Source organism: Pantoea sp. ANP04, assembly GCF_041982285.1.
Taxonomy (GTDB): Bacteria; Pseudomonadota; Gammaproteobacteria; order Enterobacterales; family Enterobacteriaceae; genus Pantoea; species Pantoea eucalypti.
The window spans coordinates 491,501-509,774 of record NZ_JAUTYS010000002.1 but is presented as its reverse complement, the minus strand read 5'-3'; the positions used below and the strand labels follow the sequence as shown (position 1 = coordinate 509,774).

The 18,274-nt window shown below is 52.9% G+C and carries 15 protein-coding genes; 6 read left to right on the top strand and 9 right to left on the bottom strand.

All coding sequences use genetic code 11. The features are described 5' to 3' along the window. The 4 genes from Q7C21_RS04855 to Q7C21_RS04840 form a co-directional block, all read right to left on the bottom strand. Positions 1 to 161: cold shock domain-containing protein (locus tag Q7C21_RS04855; RefSeq protein WP_033762515.1), on the bottom strand; the 161-nt coding region annotated here is incomplete at its 3' end. Positions 162 to 638: 477 nt separating this feature from the next. Beyond that, on the bottom strand, positions 639 to 851 hold the full coding sequence (cspA, locus tag Q7C21_RS04850; RefSeq protein ID WP_003855207.1) for an RNA chaperone/antiterminator CspA: 213 nt from the start codon (positions 849 to 851) through the stop codon (positions 639 to 641). Between the two features lie 422 nt (positions 852 to 1,273). Continuing rightward, a complete protein-coding gene (locus Q7C21_RS04845; protein WP_105099715.1) occupies positions 1,274 to 2,470 on the bottom strand; it encodes an MFS transporter in 1,197 nt (398 codons plus the stop codon). 259 nt (positions 2,471 to 2,729) lie between these two features. Then, on the bottom strand, positions 2,730 to 3,623 hold the full coding sequence (locus Q7C21_RS04840) for an ABC transporter six-transmembrane domain-containing protein (protein ID WP_140033867.1): 894 nt from the start codon (positions 3,621 to 3,623) through the stop codon (positions 2,730 to 2,732). 104 nt (positions 3,624 to 3,727) lie between these two features. Here Q7C21_RS04840 and Q7C21_RS04835 point away from each other — a divergent pair, with 104 nt between their 5' ends. The 3 genes from Q7C21_RS04835 (at position 3,728) to Q7C21_RS04825 (ending at position 7,642) form a co-directional block, all read left to right on the top strand. After that, complete coding sequence (locus Q7C21_RS04835) at positions 3,728 to 4,303, top strand: TetR/AcrR family transcriptional regulator (protein WP_313045031.1); 576 nt, start codon at positions 3,728 to 3,730, stop codon at positions 4,301 to 4,303. A 472-nt stretch (positions 4,304 to 4,775) separates the two neighbouring features. Beyond that, positions 4,776 to 6,161, top strand: a complete 1,386-nt coding sequence (locus tag Q7C21_RS04830) for a diaminobutyrate--2-oxoglutarate transaminase (RefSeq protein ID WP_003851454.1) — start codon at positions 4,776 to 4,778, stop codon at positions 6,159 to 6,161. A gap of 14 nt (positions 6,162 to 6,175) precedes the next feature. Further along, positions 6,176 to 7,642, top strand: coding sequence for a pyridoxal phosphate-dependent decarboxylase family protein (locus Q7C21_RS04825; RefSeq protein WP_375150467.1), 1,467 nt, complete (start codon positions 6,176 to 6,178; stop codon positions 7,640 to 7,642). A gap of 62 nt (positions 7,643 to 7,704) precedes the next feature. Here the strand turns inward: Q7C21_RS04825 and Q7C21_RS04820 are convergent, their stop codons facing one another. Beyond that, positions 7,705 to 7,854: a hypothetical protein gene (locus tag Q7C21_RS04820; RefSeq protein WP_375150466.1), complete on the bottom strand. Its 150-nt coding sequence runs from the start codon at positions 7,852 to 7,854 to the stop codon at positions 7,705 to 7,707. A 150-nt stretch (positions 7,855 to 8,004) separates the two neighbouring features. Further along, positions 8,005 to 9,318, bottom strand: a complete 1,314-nt coding sequence (locus Q7C21_RS04815; protein ID WP_375150465.1) for an MFS transporter — start codon at positions 9,316 to 9,318, stop codon at positions 8,005 to 8,007. Between the two features lie 207 nt (positions 9,319 to 9,525). Between Q7C21_RS04815 and Q7C21_RS04810 the strand changes: the two genes are divergently transcribed. Further along, positions 9,526 to 9,834, top strand: a complete 309-nt coding sequence (locus Q7C21_RS04810) for a VF530 family DNA-binding protein (protein ID WP_003851462.1) — start codon at positions 9,526 to 9,528, stop codon at positions 9,832 to 9,834. Between the two features lie 71 nt (positions 9,835 to 9,905). Here the strand turns inward: Q7C21_RS04810 and mqo are convergent, their stop codons facing one another. Further along, positions 9,906 to 11,555: a malate dehydrogenase (quinone) gene (gene mqo, locus Q7C21_RS04805; protein ID WP_008924706.1), complete on the bottom strand. Its 1,650-nt coding sequence runs from the start codon at positions 11,553 to 11,555 to the stop codon at positions 9,906 to 9,908. A 351-nt stretch (positions 11,556 to 11,906) separates the two neighbouring features. Here mqo and dcuS point away from each other — a divergent pair, with 351 nt between their 5' ends. Then, a complete protein-coding gene (gene dcuS, locus Q7C21_RS04800; protein WP_219994989.1) occupies positions 11,907 to 13,496 on the top strand; it encodes a DcuS/MalK family sensor histidine kinase in 1,590 nt (529 codons plus the stop codon). Then, positions 13,493 to 14,212: a two-component system response regulator DcuR gene (dcuR, locus tag Q7C21_RS04795; RefSeq protein WP_003851470.1), complete on the top strand. Its 720-nt coding sequence runs from the start codon at positions 13,493 to 13,495 to the stop codon at positions 14,210 to 14,212. The genes dcuS and dcuR overlap by 4 nt, the downstream gene beginning before the upstream one ends. Here the strand turns inward: dcuR and Q7C21_RS04790 are convergent. Then, positions 14,206 to 15,168, bottom strand: a complete 963-nt coding sequence (locus Q7C21_RS04790; RefSeq protein WP_375150464.1) for an FAD:protein FMN transferase — start codon at positions 15,166 to 15,168, stop codon at positions 14,206 to 14,208. The genes dcuR and Q7C21_RS04790 overlap by 7 nt on opposite strands. Before the next feature lie 63 nt (positions 15,169 to 15,231). Next, the gene (locus tag Q7C21_RS04785; protein WP_375150463.1) at positions 15,232 to 18,012 is read right to left on the bottom strand and encodes a flavocytochrome c; all 2,781 of its coding nucleotides are present in this window, start codon (positions 18,010 to 18,012) and stop codon (positions 15,232 to 15,234) included. Positions 18,013 to 18,274 lie beyond the last annotated feature (262 nt).

Here is an 18,274-nt window from a genome sequence, read left to right as displayed (position 1 = left end):
GTGAATTCGACCTGCTGGCCTTCGTCCAGAGTTTTATAATCGTTGCTCTGGATTGCAGAGAAATGTACGAATACATCTTTGCTGCCATCCTGAGGAGAGATAAAACCGAAACCTTTACCAGCGTCAAACCATTTTACTAAACCAGTCATTTTATTAGACATCGATATTTCCTTAATTTATGAGCCACTACGTGGCGAAGATGGCCTGTCTTTCAGAAGGTAACTTACCAGGCTTTTAGGAGGAGACTCACAAAGAAGGGGTATCTTGAGATATCGCTTGCACTGAGGACTGCTTTACTAAAACTGCTTTGATAAGGTCTGTGTTCCAAACCGATGACGCTATTAAGCCACGCTTTACCTATTTTAGCAAACATTGTTTTAATTTATTTTTAACATCCAGACGTCCGGAGCCCTTATAGTGTTCGGTCTCATTTAATCCTGTCCGTTATTATTGCTTTCATTAACTGCTTATTTAACGCACAACAAATGAAGCAGCATAAAAAATAAACATTTATTGATTAAGCCGTAATAAAACGCAAAAAACCCGCACAAGGCGGGTTTTATTAATTATCAATTTCAGGCTTATCTGCTCAGGCTGTTGCCGTCGTAGCGATTATAAGCATCATTGATAATCAGGGCTTACATAGGGACTACGTTTGCCGCTGAAGGACCTTTAGCGCCGTTTTCAATTGTGAATTCGACCTGCTGGCCTTCGTCCAGAGTTTTATAATCGTTGCTCTGGATTGCAGAGAAATGTACGAATACATCTTTGCTGCCGTCCTGAGGAGAGATAAAACCGAAACCTTTACCAGCGTCAAACCATTTTACTAAACCAGTCATTTTATTAGACATCGATATTTCCTTAATTTATGAGCCACTACGTGGCGAAGATGGCCTGTCTTTCAGAAGGTAACTTACCAGGCTTTTAGGAGGAGACTCACAAAGAAGGGGTATCTTGAGATATCGCTTACACTGAGGACTGCTTTACTAAAACTGCTTTGATAAGGTCTGTGTTCCAAACCGATGACGCTATTAAGCCAGACCTTATCGACTATAGCAAACATTATTTTAATTTACTTTTAACATCCAGACGTCCGGACCGCCTTTATTGATTTTCTTAGCCTTTTGAAATTTTCAGTCAGGCAGAATGATAATCTTCATTGAACGATCAGAGTAAAAGGCCTTGCTGACAATCAATGTTGAAAAATGATACGAGTAATAGTGTGAATAACGCGCAGCGATAAAATGTATCGCTGCGCCCTCTTCTCTTTATATCAGGCCAGTTGTGTCTGCTGACGGGCAGCATGTCTCGCTGTCATGACAAACACCATAAGACCGGCAACACCCAGCGCAACGCCCACCCAGGCGGTAGAGATCCAGCCGTAGCCCAGCGACACCGTCAGACCACCGAGATACGCGCCCATAGCATTAGCAATGTTCAGCGCCGAGTGATTCATTGCGGCAGCCAGGGTTTGCGAGTCATTGGCGACATCCATCAGGCGAATCTGCAGCGACGGCAGCAACACCGAACAGGTGCCGATCAGGAAGGTCGCCAGCAGTCCGGTCGCCACATGCTGAACCAGCACCGGGAAGGCCAGCATTACCAGCACGTTCCATAACAGCGTCCAGCCAATAATATTCAGTACCGAACCATCCGCCAGACGGCCGCCGACCAGATTACCGATGATCATCCCCAGACCGAATGCCACCATCGCCCAGGGTATTAACGAGGGTGAGATGCCGGCAATATTAATTAGTGTCGGTGCGATATAACTAAAGATCGCGAACATTCCGCCAAAGCCTACCGCGCCCACCAGCAGGGTCAGCAGCACCTGTGGGTTTTTCAGCGCGCCCAGTTCCCTAAGCGGATGCGCATCTGCATCGCCTGCGACATAAGGAACATAACGACCAATCAGCAGGCAGGTCAGCAGACCAATCGCGCCCACAAAGGTGAACACCACATGCCAGCTGAAAAGTTGTCCTATCCAGGAGCCCAGCGGTACGCCGATCAGGGTCGCTACCGTCAGTCCCAGCATCAGGGACGCCAGCGCGCGGCCACGTCGCGCAATGGGTACCAGCGATGCCGCCACCAGCGAAGCCACACCGAAGTAGGCGCCGTGCGGCAAGCCTGTGAGGAAACGCGCAACAAGCAGACCGTGATAACTATCAGCCATCGCGCTGGCGACATTACCGATGCTGAACAGCGCCATCAGGATCAGCAGCAGTGATTTACGCGCCATCCGCGCCGCCAGTACCGCAATAAACGGTGCACCTACCACCACGCCCAGCGCGTAACTGGCAATGGCGTTACCTGCCTGCGGCTCAGTGATTGCCAGAGAGCGTGAAACATCCGGCAGCAGGCCCATCATGATGAACTCACCCGTCCCGATGCCAAAGCCGCCCAGCGCAAGGGCCAGTAATGCCCAGCGGACAAAACCGGCATCGTCGGTTTTATGATTTTTTCTTAACAAAATTGATTCCCAATGGCCTGAACTGAAAAAAACGGAAGTGAGCCGGAGGGAGAAAGCAGAACATGTTCCCGTCCGGATAGAGCGGTCAGACTATAAAAAGGAAGAACGTGCTTAGCAACCCATTTTGTGATCTGGATCACTAAAAGCATTCAGTGGCGTGCAATGCCTGCTTTGCAGATTGGAACCAGACCGCCGGGAACACGTTCATGATTCGAAGGTCATTCAGGCCTGGAGAGCCCATAATTGCTTTACGGGCCAGTCATTGCGTGCCTGTATTCACCCGCCGGCCAATGTCTTTCAGCTGGGAGTATTTCTCCAGCAGCTGTGGACCATCATCCAGGCTCATGGCAAACATCCACATATAGGTCATCACCGAATAGATGTGACCCGCATCAGTGCCGCCACGGCTGGACATCACTGCAATGGTGGCAGCAAACAGCAGCGCCGCCACGCTGCCAATCGCCAGATAACCGTACGCTTCCCTGTCGGAGAGGCGGATGCGCAGGCTGGCCAGCACGCCATAGTGACGGCCAAGTGACGCGGCGTTCGCATTGCTGACAAAGCTCACCTCTTTCTCCAGCCGGTTATTCAGACGACCAAACAACGCGTCGTTTTTACGGGTAAACCCCGGCAGAAAACAGGCAAAGAACAGCAGGATCGCCAGACAGCCTGCGCCGGTCCAGAACTCGATAGCCAGCAGCATCACGGCGGCACCGGTCATCGACGCCAGCGAGGTTATCAGCACTGGAAGATGTTTCTCAAAAAAGTCGACAAATTCACGTGACAACGCCACCCGCGCGGCAATCGTTGAAGCGCTCTGGTTTTCGCTGCGCTGCGCCACGATCACCGGCACGGCCAGTTCAGCGTAGATGCGGGCAAAGGTGCGGGTATCCACACTGCGTCTTGCTGCGCCAATGGCCCACATAGTAAAGACCATCGCGGCATAGAGCACTGCATGCCAGGTCCTGCCGGAGATAATCGCATTGATCGCGAAGCCTGCCAGCAGCGGATAGAGGAGATACATGACATTCTCCGCCACCACCAGTAGCAGCGTGAGGAACAGCTTGCGGCTATGGCGACGGCCGAGCATTTTTAATGTCAGAATAGCGCTGCGGGGAGCCGCAACAGGAAGGATAGTTTTTGAGGAATGCATAGTTTCTGTTTCTGATATAATTATTATTGAGCGGTCGCTCAAGTACAAAAAGCAGTCTATTTGAGCAACCGCTCAAAGTCAATGTAGCCATTATCGGGAGAATAATGAAAGAGTCAGCTGAAGCATTGAGAACCAGGATACTGGATGCGGCGATAGTCCTGTTTATTGAAAAAGGGATTGAAAAAGTGACCACCCGGGAACTCACCGAATCAGTGGGTATCTCACGCAGTCATATCTACCACTATTTCAGTAACTGGCAGACACTCTGCCTGGCGGCGCTGGAGCGCTTCATGCAGGTGGATTTTGAAACGTTTGCTGACTCCCTGAAAATGCTCACACCCCGCCAGCGGCTGGCAACGCTTATCGAAAGCCATTTGCCGAGCGCACCGGATGCAACCTGGCAACTCTATGCGTCGTTCTGGCAGACGGCTGCACATAACGAAGCCTATGCGGCGCTGGCCGATGAGATGACGGATGCCTGGCAGGGTTTGATGGAAGCGATTATTCGTGACGGCGTCACGGATGGGACATTGCAGTGCAGTAACGTGCCCCGTACCGCCAGACAGATCAGCGCCATGCTCAACGGCTATGCCGACCTGCTGACCATCAATCCTTCTGAAAAAAAAGCACGCGAAGCACTGGCAGACTTAAATCAATTTATTGATGCTGTCCTGTCATAAACCCGATTAACCGGTTTATTAGCGAGACGGCACCGACCAGATATTAATTAAATGTTAATAAAAGGTTTATTATTTTAATTAGTCGGCGGTTTATTGCTGCTATAAATGCAGCTTCCGCAGTCAAACCGACTTATACCTTTTCTGTCTGATAAGGCCTCTTTTTGATAGCGTTTTTACCCGGAAACAGCTGTTTACACAGATTATTATCATTGACTTAGCGCAACCGGAGTCAGGTAAGCTGGTGTTTTTACGCCAGTTATTGGAAAGCAGCTAACGAAGCGGCAAGAATAGATGCGCTCAGAACCCCACCAAATTATTGATTCCTATAGTAAAGAATCCGATATCTGATGATGAAATTAAACATTGAGTCGGACCTTAAAAACACCTATATTGGCCGCGCTTTTACATAGCCACCCATTTTAATTCATTTATTCAACTGTGACGCTACGCCCGTCCCGGTTGTAGGAGAGATATGATGACGGATAAAGTCCGTATTGATAGTTTGAATGCACAGAACGCAAACGCTACCAACGAAACGTATTTAGCCCGTCAGGCTGAATTTGAATCAAACGTTCGCAGTTATCCTCGTAAATTGCCATTCGCAATTGCGAAAGCTCAGGGTGTCTGGATTACAGATGTCGAGAATAATCAGTATCTCGACTGTCTTGCAGGTGCAGGAACGCTGGCGCTGGGACATAACCATCCCGATGTTTTGCAGAGCATTCAACATGTCATTACCAGCGGCTTGCCGTTACATACTCTTGATTTAACTACGCCTTTAAAAGATGAGTTCTCTGAGTACCTGCTCTCCTTATTACCGGGCCAGGGCAAAGAGTACTGCCTGCAGTTTACTGGCCCGTCCGGCGCAGATGCCGTTGAAGCGGCGCTGAAACTGGCGAAAAAGCACACCGGTCGTTCCGGCATTATCAGCTTCTCCGGTGCCTATCACGGTATGACCCACGGCGCGCTGTCGGTCACCGGCAACCTGTCTCCGAAAGAAGCCGTTGATGGCATGATGCCGGAAGTGCAGTTCATGCCTTATCCGCACCTTTACCGCTGCCCGCTGGGCATTGGTGGTGAAGCGGGCGTAAAAGCACTGACTTACTACTTCGAAAACCTGATTAATGACGTTGAGAGTGGCGTTCGCAAACCCGCTGCCGTCATTCTGGAAGCGGTTCAGGGTGAAGGCGGTGTTAACCCGGCGCCAGCGGAATGGCTGCAGCGTATCCGCAAAGTCACCAAAGAGCATGGCATTCTGCTGATCATTGACGAAGTCCAGGCGGGTATTGCCCGTACCGGTAAATTCTTCGCCTTTGAACACGCGGGTATTGAGCCAGACATCATTGTGATGTCCAAAGCGGTCGGTGGTGGTCTGCCACTGGCGGTACTCGGCATTAAGAAAGAGTTCGATGCCTGGTCACCAGGTCACCACACCGGCACCTTCCGTGGTAACCAGCTGGCAATGGCCACCGGCCTGACGACCCTGAAACTGCTGAAAGATAATAACATCGCTGACAAAGTCGCGGCACAGGGCGAATGGCTGAAAGGCAAACTGGGCGAGCTGCAGCAGCGCTATCCGGTCATCGGCAATGTGCGCGGTCTGGGTCTGATGATCGGTATTGAGCTGGTGAAACCCGATGAGCCTGCTGACCACATGGGCAGCTTCCCGGCAGACGGCGAGCTTTCTGCGCTGGTTCAGAAGAAATGCTTCGAGAACGGCCTGATTCTGGAGCGTGGCGGACGTCACGGCAGCGTATTACGTCTGCTGCCTTCCCTGCTGATCACGGATGCAGAACTTGACGTGTTCATGGATAAATTTGAAAACGCCCTGCTGTCAGCTGGCGTGAAACCAGTTTGAGTGGAGTGAATGCAATGTCCCGGTTAAACCCGATTCTGGCGGCCTCAGTACAGAGTACTGAGGCCTACCAGCAGGCGATTGCCCAGAGTAGCGCGGCTGTCGTTAAGTGGCTGGAACAACCTGAGATGTATCAGGGAAAAACCGTCGCAGAGCTGCGCGAGCGCATCACGCTGGACTTCAATCCTCAGGGCCTGGGCAACCAGGCCGCGATTGAACGCGCCATTGAGTACTTCCTCAAAGATAGCCTGTCGGTGCATCACCCGCAGTGTGTGGCGCACCTGCACTGTCCGAGCCTGGTTATCAGCCAGGCGGCGGAAGTGCTGATCAACGCCACCAACCAGAGCATGGATTCATGGGATCAGGCACCGTCTGCCACCCTGATTGAAATGAAGCTGATTGAGTGGCTGCGCACCCAGGTGGGTTATCAGCCTGGCGACGCGGGTGTCTTCACCAGCGGCGGTACACAGAGCAATCTGATGGGGCTGATGCTGGCACGTGATGCCTGGTTTGCCCGCCAGGGACATTCGGTACAGCAGGATGGCTTAACCGGCGACCTGAAGAAGATTAAAGTCTTCTGCTCAGAAAACGCACACTTCTCCGTACAGAAGAACATGGCGCTGCTGGGTCTGGGTTATCAGTCCGTCACGCAGGTAAAATGTGACCGCTTTGCCCGCATGGACATGGATGACCTGCGCCACAAGCTGGCCGCATCCAAAGCCAACGGCGAAAACATTCTGGCGATCGTTGCCACAGCCGGCACCACCGATGCGGGTGCGATCGATCCGCTGCGTGAGATCGCGGCGCTGGCGGCGGAAGAGAACATCTGGGTGCACGTCGATGCGGCCTGGGGTGGCGCACTGCTGCTCTCAGAAAAATATCGCGATTATCTGGATGGCATTGAGCTGGTCGACTCCATCACCCTGGACTTCCACAAGCAGTTCTTCCAGACCATCAGTTGTGGCGCTTTCCTGCTGAAGGAAGCACGTCATTATGAGCTGATGCGCTACCAGGCGGCCTACCTGAACTCTGAGTTCGATGAAGCGCAGGGCGTGCCGAATCTGGTGTCCAAATCGCTGCAGACCACCCGCCGTTTTGATGCACTGAAACTGTGGATGGGCTTGGAAGCGCTGGGTCAGAAGCAGTATGCCGAAATCATCGATCACGGTGTGACGCTGGCGCAGCAGGTTGCTCAGTACGTTGATGAACAACCTGCGCTGGAGCTGGTGATGAAACCGCAACTGGCCAGCGTGCTGTTCCGCTATCGTCCGGCGCATCTGGCGCACTTCAGCAGTGCGGATATCGCCCTGTTGAACCAGCGTATCGGTGATGCTCTGCTGGAGTCAGGCCGCGCTAACGTCGGCGTGACCGAGCACGATGGCGTGACCTGCCTGAAAATGACGCTGCTGAACCCGACAGTGACGCTGGATGATATCAAAGTGTTGCTGACACTGGTGAAAACCACGGCACAAAAGCTGGTGTAATTTCCCCGCAACCCGCAGTCCGTCGCATAAAACAAAACCAGCCGCCAGGCTGGTTTTTTCGTTCAGGCAGCTCTGTTTTCCAGTCCCAGCTTTTCAGCCAGCCGATGCACGGCAGAAGCCAAAAGGTACTCCTCTGCGATCTCCGAAGATTCCGACCAATGCTGGCTCAGAAACCAGGCCACGACTTCGCTTTCCTCTTGTGACAATTCCATATCGTCTCCCGTTAGAATCAGGAAAGTATGGTTGGCGATATATATCGGGACATCAAGCGCGTATTGCCGGATGAGCGACAGAATCGGGTCCCATTTGACCCAACTGATGCAGACCTGGACGATTGCCAGATGCCCTGCCCCTGGTCTGTCTCAGCGCGCGGGTGGCTCATCCAGCATCCGCAGATGGTCATCTTTATTGAGCGTCATCAGAGCCACAATACTTACCAGTGCTGTCGCCATCACATACCAGGCGGGAATATCGGGGTTACCCGTCTCCTTAATCAGTCCGGTGATGATTAATCCTGCGCAGCCGGAAAACACCGCATTGGAGAGTGAATAGGCCAGCCCAAGCCCGGTATAGCGCACCCGCGTCGGAAACATTTCGGACAGCATCGCGGGTCCTGGCCCGGCGAGCAATCCGACTACCCCGCCCGCGATAAACACCACCAGCGCTTTTAGCAGCAATCCGGCGCTCTCTGACTGCAACACGTTTAACAGCGGCAGAGAAAGTACCAGCAGCAGTACCGCCGCCGAGACCATGACTGCCCGTCGCCCAATCCTGTCGCTCAGCATTCCGGCCGGAATAATCGTGGCGGCAAAGCCGAGGTTGGATATCACCGCAATCAGCAGCGCCTGGTTAAAGCCAGTATGCAGCGATGCCTGCAGATAAGTCGGCATGATCACCAGCCAGGTATAGCCCGCCGCCGACCACACCATCAGCCGGCAGATACCCAGCAGAATCGTTTTCAGTGTGTCACCCAGGCTGGCGTCGATTTTTGCTACAGGTTGCGCCTGCTGCTGAATAAATGCCGGCGTCTCCTCCATCTGTACCCGCAGCCAGAGCGCCAGAACGCCCAGTGGCAGCGCGACAAAGAACGGAATGCGCCAGCCCCAGCTCAGCATCTGCTCCGGCGTCAGGAGCACCGAGAGCAGCGCGACAATGCCCGCACCTGCCAGCAAACCCAGCGCCACGGTAAAGGATTGCCATGCGCCATACAGACCCCGCTTACCGCGCGGCGCAAACTCGGTCATCAGTGAAACCGCACCGCCATACTCGCCACCCGCGAATAGCCCCTGCAGGATGCGCAGACCGGTCACGATCAGCGGCGCCAGAATGCCCAACCGGGCGTAGGTGGGAACCAGACCAATAGCCGCCGTCGCCAGCGTCATCATGATCAACACAAAGATCAGCACAGGTTTGCGCCCGATGCGGTCGCCCATACGGCCAAAGATGATCGCACCCAGCGGACGGAAGAAAAAAGCGATGGCGAATGAGGCATAGGTCAGCAGCAGCCCGGTCAGCGCGGATTCCCCTTCCAGCCGGAAGAAGTTCTGCGCAATAACGGTAGCCAGAAAGCCATAAAGCGCGAACTCATACCATTCAATGAAATTTCCTACCGAACCGGCAAGCAGCGCACGTTTACGGCTGGCAGAGCTGAGCAGATTTCCAACGGGTCCGGACATGAGCGACGTTCCTTTCTAGAGCATCATCAGTTGCTTATGATTAGCACAATCACTGCATGCCTGCGCGCTCTTCTGCCCGTCACGTTAACCCGAACACATAAAAGCAGCGATGATGCGCCGCGGGTGAGCTTTTTCACCTTCAGTCCTTGCACAACCGCTTTACGATTGTCAGGATGTGCGGCATTGACTGAATCAGGCGGATAGACGATGAACGCACACACCTCAAAAGATCCTCTGCATGGCGTAACGCTGGAGATGCAGATTAACAGTTTAGTCGCGCAGTATGGCTGGGAGGAGCTGGGAAAACGGATCAACATTAACTGCTTTAAAAGCGATCCCAGCGTTAAATCGAGCCTGAAGTTTTTACGTCGTACCCCCTGGGCGCGGGCTGAAGTCGAAGCGCTTTATCTCGACTCGTTAAGTGCGCAACCGGCAGCGCGTGAAGAACCGTCAGACGCGGATCAGGCCCCTGCTGAAGATCCCTGGGGCAACTGGCGCGACAAAACGCCGGAGTAATACCGATCAGGCGGCAATAAAAAAGCCCGCACAGGTTAACCTGTGCGGGCTTTTTTTACGTCAGGTCGCTGTTACAGCGCCATATCGTGTTTCGCTGAAGGCGCAGCCTTCTCAGGCTGTGCGGCCGGCGCATCTGTGGTTTTGCCTTCCATGTTGATCACGGGCGGCGTGGTCAGTTGCAGAGTCTGAGCGGTCTCATTCCAGACCTGCTGCAGCAACGGCACGTTGTCATTCAGTTTCTGACCGTAACCTGGGATCATCTTGTGGATCTTCGCCTGCCATTCCGGTGACTTGAACTCTTCCGGGAACAGTTTCTGCATCACGCTCAGGGAGATAGGCGCTGCGGTTGAGGCACCAGGAGATGCACCCAACAGTGCCGCCACGGTTTTCTGCTGATCGGTCACAATTTCTGTACCCAGTTTCAGCACGCCACCTTTATCAGCATCTTTCTTGATGATCTGCACACGCTGACCGGCCTGAATCAGTTTCCAGTCCTCTTTCTTCGCGTCCGGATAGTATTCCTGCAGTGCTTTAAAGCGATCTTCATCACTCAGCATGACCTGTCCGATCAGGTATTTCACCAGGTCGAAGTTATCCATACCCACATCGGTCATCGGCACGATGTTATGAGTCGTGGTGGTGCTCAGCAGATCAAACAGCGAACCGTTTTTCAGGAACTTGGTGGAGAAGGTCGCAAACGGTCCAAACAGCACGACGCGTTTGCCGTCCAGATAACGGGTATCCAGATGCGGAACCGACATCGGCGGTGCACCGGTTGACGCCTGACCATAGACTTTCGCCAGGTGACGATCGGCAATCGCCTTGTTTTCAGTCACCAGGAATGATCCGCCTACCGGGAAGCCCGCATAGTTATCCGCTTCCGGGATACCGGTCTTCTGCAGTAATTTCAGCGCACCACCACCCGCACCGATAAAGACATATTTCGCGTCAACAGCACGTTCGTTGCCGTTTTTAGCGTCTTTAATGGTGACGTGCCAGGAGTTGTCGCCGTTACGTTTGAAGTCGGTAACTTCAGAAGAGGTTTCAAGACGGAAGTTATCGTTCTTTTTCAGGCTGCCGATCAACTGACGGGTAATTTCACCATAGTTAACATCGGTGCCAACTGGCGTCCAGGTTGCGGCCACTTTCTGCTGTGGATCGCGACCTTCCATGACCAGTGGTGCCCACTGCTCGATCTGCTTGTGATCGGTAGAGAACTTCATGCCCTGGAACAGCGCTGTTTTCTGCAACGCCGCATAGCGTTTGGTCAGGAAGTCGACGTTGTCGCCCCAGACGAAGCTCATGTGTGGCGTTGAGTTAATGAAAGAGCGCGGATCGTGCATTACGCCCTCTTTAACCTGTGAGCTCCAGAACTGGCGAGAAATCATGAACGCTTCGTTAATTTCCAGCGCCTTAGAGACGTCGATAGAACCGTCTTTACGCTCAGGCGTATAGTTCAGTTCCATGTTGGCAGAGTGACCTGTACCGGCATTGTTCCAGCCGTTAGAGGATTCCAGTGCCACACCATCCAGCTTCTCAACCATGATCTGTTTCCAGCCAGGCTGCAGCTCTTCCAGCATGGTGCCCATTGAGGCGCTCATAATGCCGCCACCAATTAACAGGACGTCAGTTTTTTCTGGTGAGGTTTCAGCGTGAAGGGCTGAAGAAACTAACAAGGCCGCGAGGGAAAGAGTGGGAATAACTTTCTTTGAATTCATCATTTTAATCTACAGCTCAGACGGTACTGGTTAAAAAAAGTCCTCAAAGTTTAAAATAATGTTATTTGTGAGTTAATGTGAAAATAGTTATAAAATTAAAAATAGCAATTTAGCCTTATTTTAATTACAAAAGGCTTACTGAATTGCTCACATATTTTAACCACACATTAAGGGTGTCCTTTGAATTATACAATCCCCTAACACAAATATTGTTTGAGTGCGACTGCCCACGCGCAGGCCGCTAAAACTGTACTGATGCGGTGAGTTAGCGTATGTTTCCTGGCGATCTCCCATCCGTGCTGGACATTCATGAAAAGCCAAACACAGAATCGATATGCCGTGCCGAAACGACCAATGAAACTCAGTACTCTGACCACCCTGATGATGACCGCCGTTATCATCACGGTATTGGTCGCTGTCCATCTGCTCTATTTCGTTCAGATTGATAACTTTGCTCAGTCGCATCTCAAAGACAAGGCGATGGCAGTGGCTCGCACGCTGGCAGACACGCCTGAAGTTCAGCGTGGTTTGTTGTTGCCGGACGGCAGCAGCCAGATTCAGCCGCTGGCTGAAGCGGCCCGCAAGCGTAACGGTCTCCTGTTCGTGGTGGTCACGGATATGCAGGGTATTCGCTTTTCACATCCCAATGCGGCGGTGATTGGCAAACACTTTGTCGGCAATGATATCTATCCCACGCTGGACGGACGGGAAAATGTCGCCGTCAATCATGGCGTACTGGTGGAGGCACTGCGGGTATTTACGCCCGTTTATAACGCACAGCATCAGCAGATTGGTGTCGTGGCGATCGGCATCGCGCTGAATGATGTCGCGGCGCAAATTGCCAAAAGCCGCTGGAATATCGTCTGGACCGTCCTGTTTGGCGGTCTGGCAGGCCTGCTGGGTATGCTTATTCTGGTCAGGCGACTAAAAACTATCTTACTGGGGCTGGAGCCGCACGAAATTTCCAGCCTGTTTGAGCAGCGTCAGGCCATTCTGAATTCCATTAAAGAGGGTGTGATTGCAGTAGACGATCAGTCGCGCGTCAGCCTGATCAACCACGCGGCTCAGCAGTTGTTACATGAGACGACCCGCAAGATGCCGTCAAGCGGCGATTTGATTGCAGAAGAGAGTGTGATGCATCGTCATCAGCAGGATGCACTGCATGCAGGTAAAGCCTGGTACGACCAGGAGTTGACGCTGGGTAACCGGATCCTGATCAGCAACACCGTGCCTGTTCGCAGTCGCGACCGCATAATTGGCGCGGTGACCACCTTCAGGGATAAGACGGAGATCAGCCAGCTGATGCAGCGGCTGGACGGCATGGTAAACTATGTGGATGCATTACGTGAACGGTCCCATGAGTTCATGAACAAGCTGCATGTGATTCTGGGCCTGCTGCACATGAAAAATTATGCGCAGATGGAAGAGTACATCCTGAAAACGGCTAACGCCTATCAGACTGAAATCGGTTCACTGCTGCAAAAGATTAAGTCGCCGATCATTGCCGGCTTCCTGCTCAGTAAAATCAACCGGGTGACCGATGAAGGTCATCAGCTGATTATTGATGAAGCGAGTTTTCTGCCTGACTGCGGCAGCGAGGAGCAGAACGCGGTTCTGATTACCGTACTGGGCAATTTAATTGAAAACTCGCTCGAGGCGCTGGACCCGGAAACTGAAGGGGAAATTCACCTCATGCTGCACTATCAGAACGGCTGGCTGGCCTGCGAAGTGAGTGATGATGGGCCGGGCATTGACGGCAACCAGCTCAGCACCATTTTTGAGCGCGGTGTTTCATCAAAAGGCGACGATCGTGGTGTCGGATTATTTCTGGTGAAGCAGCAGACCGAAAGCCTGGGCGGCAACGTCAGTGTCGAATCGGAACCGGGTGTATTTACCCAATTCTTGGTACAACTTCCGTGGGAGAGAGGAATGATTACCCAATGATCAATGTGTTAGTTGTCGACGATGATGCGATGGTAGCCGAACTTAATCGCTGCTATATCGGGCAGATCCCAGGCTTCATGTGCTGCGGCACCGCCTCAACCTTACAGCAGGCAAAAGAGCGGCTGGCCCAGGAGGAGCCACAGGTTGATTTAATTCTGCTGGATATTTATATGCAGCAGGAAAACGGGCTCGACCTGCTCCCGGAACTGCGCAGTGCCGGACGTCCGGTCGATGTGATTATCATCTCGTCAGCCGCCGATGCCGCCACCATCAAAACCTCGCTCAACTATGGCGTAGTGGATTATCTGATCAAGCCGTTTCAGTTTGCCCGCTTTGAAGAGGCGCTGACCGGCTGGCGACAGAAAAAATCACTGATGGATAACCACCAGTTCTATCAGCAGTCAGACGTTGATCAGCTGTTGCATGGAAATCCGCCAGGCGCCAGCGAGCAGAAACGCCTGCCGAAAGGATTAACGCCGCAGACGCTGCGCACCCTCTGTCTGTGGATCGATTCGCATCCTGGCACCGAGTTCTCTACCGATGAGCTGGCAACGGAAGTGAATATCTCTCGCGTCTCCTGCCGCAAATACCTGATTTGGCTGGCGCAGATTAATATTCTGTTCACCAGTATTCACTATGGTGTCACGGGCCGTCCGGTTTACCGCTACCGCCTGCAGCCGGAGTATCACACCTTACTCAAACAGTACTGTCAGTGAACCAGCCGGTACCCGGGGTCCAGTAACTGAAACGAAAAGTGACGTTGTGACGAGCAGATGACCTGCCTGTCACGGGTCACAAAGATCGCTTCAATGCCCGGTTTATCTGCCAGGCAAACAATGCCCTTTTCGACACCTAAGCCATAGAGCAGTGTCGTGTAGATGTCACCATCCAGTGATCGATCAGAGATCACTGTGACGCTCATCAGGTCGGTATCCAGCGGATATCCGCTGTGCGGATTGAGGATGTGGTGATAACAGATGCCATCCAGCTCGAAATAGCGCTCATAGACACCCGACGTCACCACCGAGCGGTTGTTCACGCCAATCACGCCAATCAACTCATCGGCCTCACCAAAAGGTTTTTTCAGGCCAATTGCCCAGCCCGCCTCTTCGGGCGGCGCGCCCACCGTCTGCACGTTCCCGCCCAGATTAATCAGCGCATTGCTAACCTGCTGCTGGCGCAAAAACGCCTGTACTACGTCGGCGATATAGCCCTTGGCGATGGCACCCAGATCAATCTCCATTCCCGGCCGGGCCAGCATGACGCTGCGACTTGCGGCATCTAGGATGACGTCATGGGGATTCGTCAGCGCCATGCGCATCTTAAGGTCGGTTTCTGACGGGACGCTGTGTCCCTGAAAACCGATTTTCCAGCACTTCACCAGCGGCCCGATAGCAAGATTAAACAGGCTGTCCGGCAGCAGGCTGACGGCATGTGCGCAGGCGATCAAATCAAAGACTGGCTGGCTGACGACCACAGGATGCTGACCGGCCGCGTCATTAACGGCCATCACTTCAGACGCCGCACGATTTACCGTGAAAAGGTTCTCCTGCTGTTTGATCAGACGGAAAACCTGAGCGGCCAGCGTCTGGTTGTCTTCGAAGAGCTTCAGCAGAATGGGCGAACCCATTAAAACAGCGGAGTAAGCATAGACACGCGCATCAGTTAACATAGGCGACTCTGCTTTGAATAGGAAAAAACCGGCACCCGCGGGTGCGGATGCCGGAGACTGCCGTTAACGTCGGGCGTAAGCGGCGGCGTTACCACCCGCCAGAATACCGAAGATGATGATATCTGCCACGGCGTTACCGCCGATACGGTTCGCGCCGTGGATGCCGCCAACCACTTCACCGCATGCCCAGGCACCGTTGATCACCTGCTTCTGGCTGTCCAGCACCGCTGTAGTGGTGTCGATAGTGACGCCACCCATAGTGTGGTGAACACCCGGAGCAACACGAATCGCGTAGAACGGCGCTTCACTCAGCGGATGGCGCAAAGCGGTCTGACGACCGAAATCTTCATCCTTCTGCATGATGACGAAGTTGTTGTAACGGGCCAGCGTTGCTTCCAGCGTGTGATGCTCACTCATGTTGAGTTTCACCGCCAGTTCTGCCACGGTTGGCGCGCTGATCACAAAACCTTTCGCGATATATTCGTCAGCCGCTTTGTTGTTCATACGCACCTGCTCATCAAACACAATCCAGGCACTCTTTTCTGGCAGCGCGATGATTTGTGCGGAAACTTTGTCGCGGGTTTCCATTTCGTTGTAGAAACGTTCGCCCGCCTGGCTGACCAGGATGGCGCCGCCGCCGCGAATGGATTCGGAGACCAGATAAGAGGTGGTCTGCTCAACCGTTGGGTGAATCTGGATTTCGCCCATATCCACGGTGCCGGCACCAATTTTTTCCAGCATCGCAATACCGCTGCCGGTGGCGCCTTTGTGGTTGGTCGTCACGAAGCCATCAAGTTCAGGACGGTATTTCACCACCAGCTCACGGTTAGCACTGAATCCTCCGGTCGCCACAATCACGCTTTTGGCGTTCAGAATACGGCTGTCGTTGTACTCATCGACCACTTTCACGCCCGCGACTGCGCCATTTTCGTAGAGAATCTCGGCGACGGAGGTTTCCAGCAGGACTTCGATGTTGCGGCTGTTGATATTTTTTACCAGGCCGCTAATCAGGAACCCACCCACCGCTGAGCGGTCAGCCGGACGGTGCGTACGGTCGATGCTCATCCCGCCGGTAATAGTGATGTCGTTAAGCTCAATGCCTTTATCCGCCAGCCACTCAATTGCTTCAGGTGCCAGGTCAACAAACTCACGCAACAGCACCGGATTGTTTTTGAACTGACCGCCTTTCAGCGTCTCTTCATAGAACAACTCTTTGCTGTCTTCAATGCCTTTGAGTTTCTGGAAGCGGGTTTCAGCGGCGTTCATGCCTACTGACGCTTTAATCGTGTTGCCGCCAATGGTCGGCATCTTCTCGATGATCACCACGCGCGCGCCTTCATCGTGCGCCTGAATCGCCGCCGCCAGACCGGCACCGCCGCTACCCACAATCACCACATCGTAATTCTGTGGTGCGTTAGGGTTACCGCCTTCCTCGATCACGTGTTGCTTGCTGGAGGTGGTCATCGCGCGTGAAACCGCTTTTTTAAGCGCCTCACTCTGAGTGGTTGCACCGGTAATCGCATCAACGTGTGGGCTGTTCGCCACCAGAATGCGGCTACGCAGGCTTTCAAAGGTGGTGGTGAAGTCCACATCCAGCGTGTCATCCGGCACCAGCGAGATGTCGGTGATACGGTCGGTATCCAGCGTGACGTTGATTTTCAGCTTCAGCGCTTCGGCTTCAACTTTTTCCTGATAGACGCCCGCTTTGTATTTACGGCCTGATTCGCTGGTGTCGCGGATCATCGCATCGACCAGCGAGAAGCGCCACAGCGGTTCAGGGATCTGAAGCTCTTCGCGTTTGTTGCTGTCGATGTAGAGCTCAAGGTGTTCATTGTTGATGATGCGATCGGTCCAGTTCGGATAGGCGATACAGGCTTTACCAATCGCCACCAGATCGTAGCCCTTCTCCAGCGCCAGCTCCGCATCCGCTTTGTTCACCACGCCGCCGACACCAATCACCGGCACTTTTGCCAGCTCAGGTGAACGCATCGCAATGAATTTCTCAATCAGCGGCGTCGGGTCCTGAGTATCGACAATCGACGGACGCAGCAGCTGGCCGACAGAGAAGTGAACGTAATCGAGTCCACGCGCGGCCAGTTTTTCCAGCAGATAAAGCGTGTCATCAAAACGGATGCCGGGGACTTCGATCTCTTCCGGCGAGAAGCGATAGCCGATAATGAACGAGTTATGAGCGAAGCGCTCCGCCATCTTATGGGTGATTTCCAGCACTTCAAGCGGGAAACGCGCGCGGTTATCGCGGCTGCCGCCCCACTTGTCATCGCGCTGGTTAGAGTTGGGTGAATAGAACTGCTGAATCAGGTAAGTGTTGGCACCATGAATTTCGACACCGTCGAAACCGGCCTTGATGGCGCGGTTCACTGCGTCACCAAATTTGGTGATCATGGTATCAACCTCTTCAGCGCTCAGCGCGAGAGGCTGCGTTGCCCCTTCACGAGGCGCCGCGATGGCGCTGGGCGCAACCGGTGTTTTTCCGCCAATCAGTTCTGGCTCAACCATACGGCCGCCGTGATAGATCTGCAGAATGGCGGTTGAGCCTTCAGATTTAATTGCGTCCGCAATACGTTTGAGTCCGGGAATTTTATTGTCGCTGTCGATAGCAATGGCACCCGGAAATGCCGGGCCACGGTTATCAATAAAACAGCACTCTACAATCACCGTACCGATGCTGCCCGCGCGGGCGCGATAGTACTCGACCAGCTCGCTGGTGACCGTGCCGTCGTAAAAACCGGTACAGGTGGTCATCGGAGCCATGACCAGCCGGTTTTTTAAAACAGCGCCATTGGGCAGGGTAAGTGGATTTAGAATGGGAGTGAGAGATTTCATTGCGATAAACTCCAAAATTTATAAAGTCTGGAAATTTTTAGCGGACGCAAATTATCGCTTAATTAAGTGGTCCGATGTCATAACGTTAATATACTCTTTTCTTTGCTTTCTTAAGCGATAACTTTACTTTTATAACTTTTAAACGATTTTTATTTTTTATTTGCCGGGAGAGTAAAACGAAGTTATATTAATTGTTAACTATCAGTTACCAAAAATCAACCATTCATTTACACAACAAACAAGTCAATTAAAATCATAGCGT

Coding starts and splice junctions, on each gene's coding strand:
- dcuS (WP_219994989.1), top strand. CDS start 11,907: ATGAAACTCAGTACTCTGACCACCCTGATGATGACCGCCGTTATCATC.
- Q7C21_RS04810 (WP_003851462.1), top strand. CDS start 9,526: ATGAACGCACACACCTCAAAAGATCCTCTGCATGGCGTAACGCTGGAG.
- mqo (WP_008924706.1), bottom strand. CDS start 11,555: ATGATGAATTCAAAGAAAGTTATTCCCACTCTTTCCCTCGCGGCCTTG.
- cspA (WP_003855207.1), bottom strand. CDS start 851: ATGTCTAATAAAATGACTGGTTTAGTAAAATGGTTTGACGCTGGTAAA.
- dcuR (WP_003851470.1), top strand. CDS start 13,493: ATGATCAATGTGTTAGTTGTCGACGATGATGCGATGGTAGCCGAACTT.
- Q7C21_RS04835 (WP_313045031.1), top strand. CDS start 3,728: ATGAAAGAGTCAGCTGAAGCATTGAGAACCAGGATACTGGATGCGGCG.
- Q7C21_RS04790 (WP_375150464.1), bottom strand. CDS start 15,168: ATGTTAACTGATGCGCGTGTCTATGCTTACTCCGCTGTTTTAATGGGT.
- Q7C21_RS04840 (WP_140033867.1), bottom strand. CDS start 3,623: ATGCATTCCTCAAAAACTATCCTTCCTGTTGCGGCTCCCCGCAGCGCT.
- Q7C21_RS04820 (WP_375150466.1), bottom strand. CDS start 7,854: ATGGAATTGTCACAAGAGGAAAGCGAAGTCGTGGCCTGGTTTCTGAGC.
- Q7C21_RS04825 (WP_375150467.1), top strand. CDS start 6,176: ATGTCCCGGTTAAACCCGATTCTGGCGGCCTCAGTACAGAGTACTGAG.
- Q7C21_RS04815 (WP_375150465.1), bottom strand. CDS start 9,318: ATGTCCGGACCCGTTGGAAATCTGCTCAGCTCTGCCAGCCGTAAACGT.
- Q7C21_RS04785 (WP_375150463.1), bottom strand. CDS start 18,012: ATGAAATCTCTCACTCCCATTCTAAATCCACTTACCCTGCCCAATGGC.
- Q7C21_RS04830 (WP_003851454.1), top strand. CDS start 4,776: ATGATGACGGATAAAGTCCGTATTGATAGTTTGAATGCACAGAACGCA.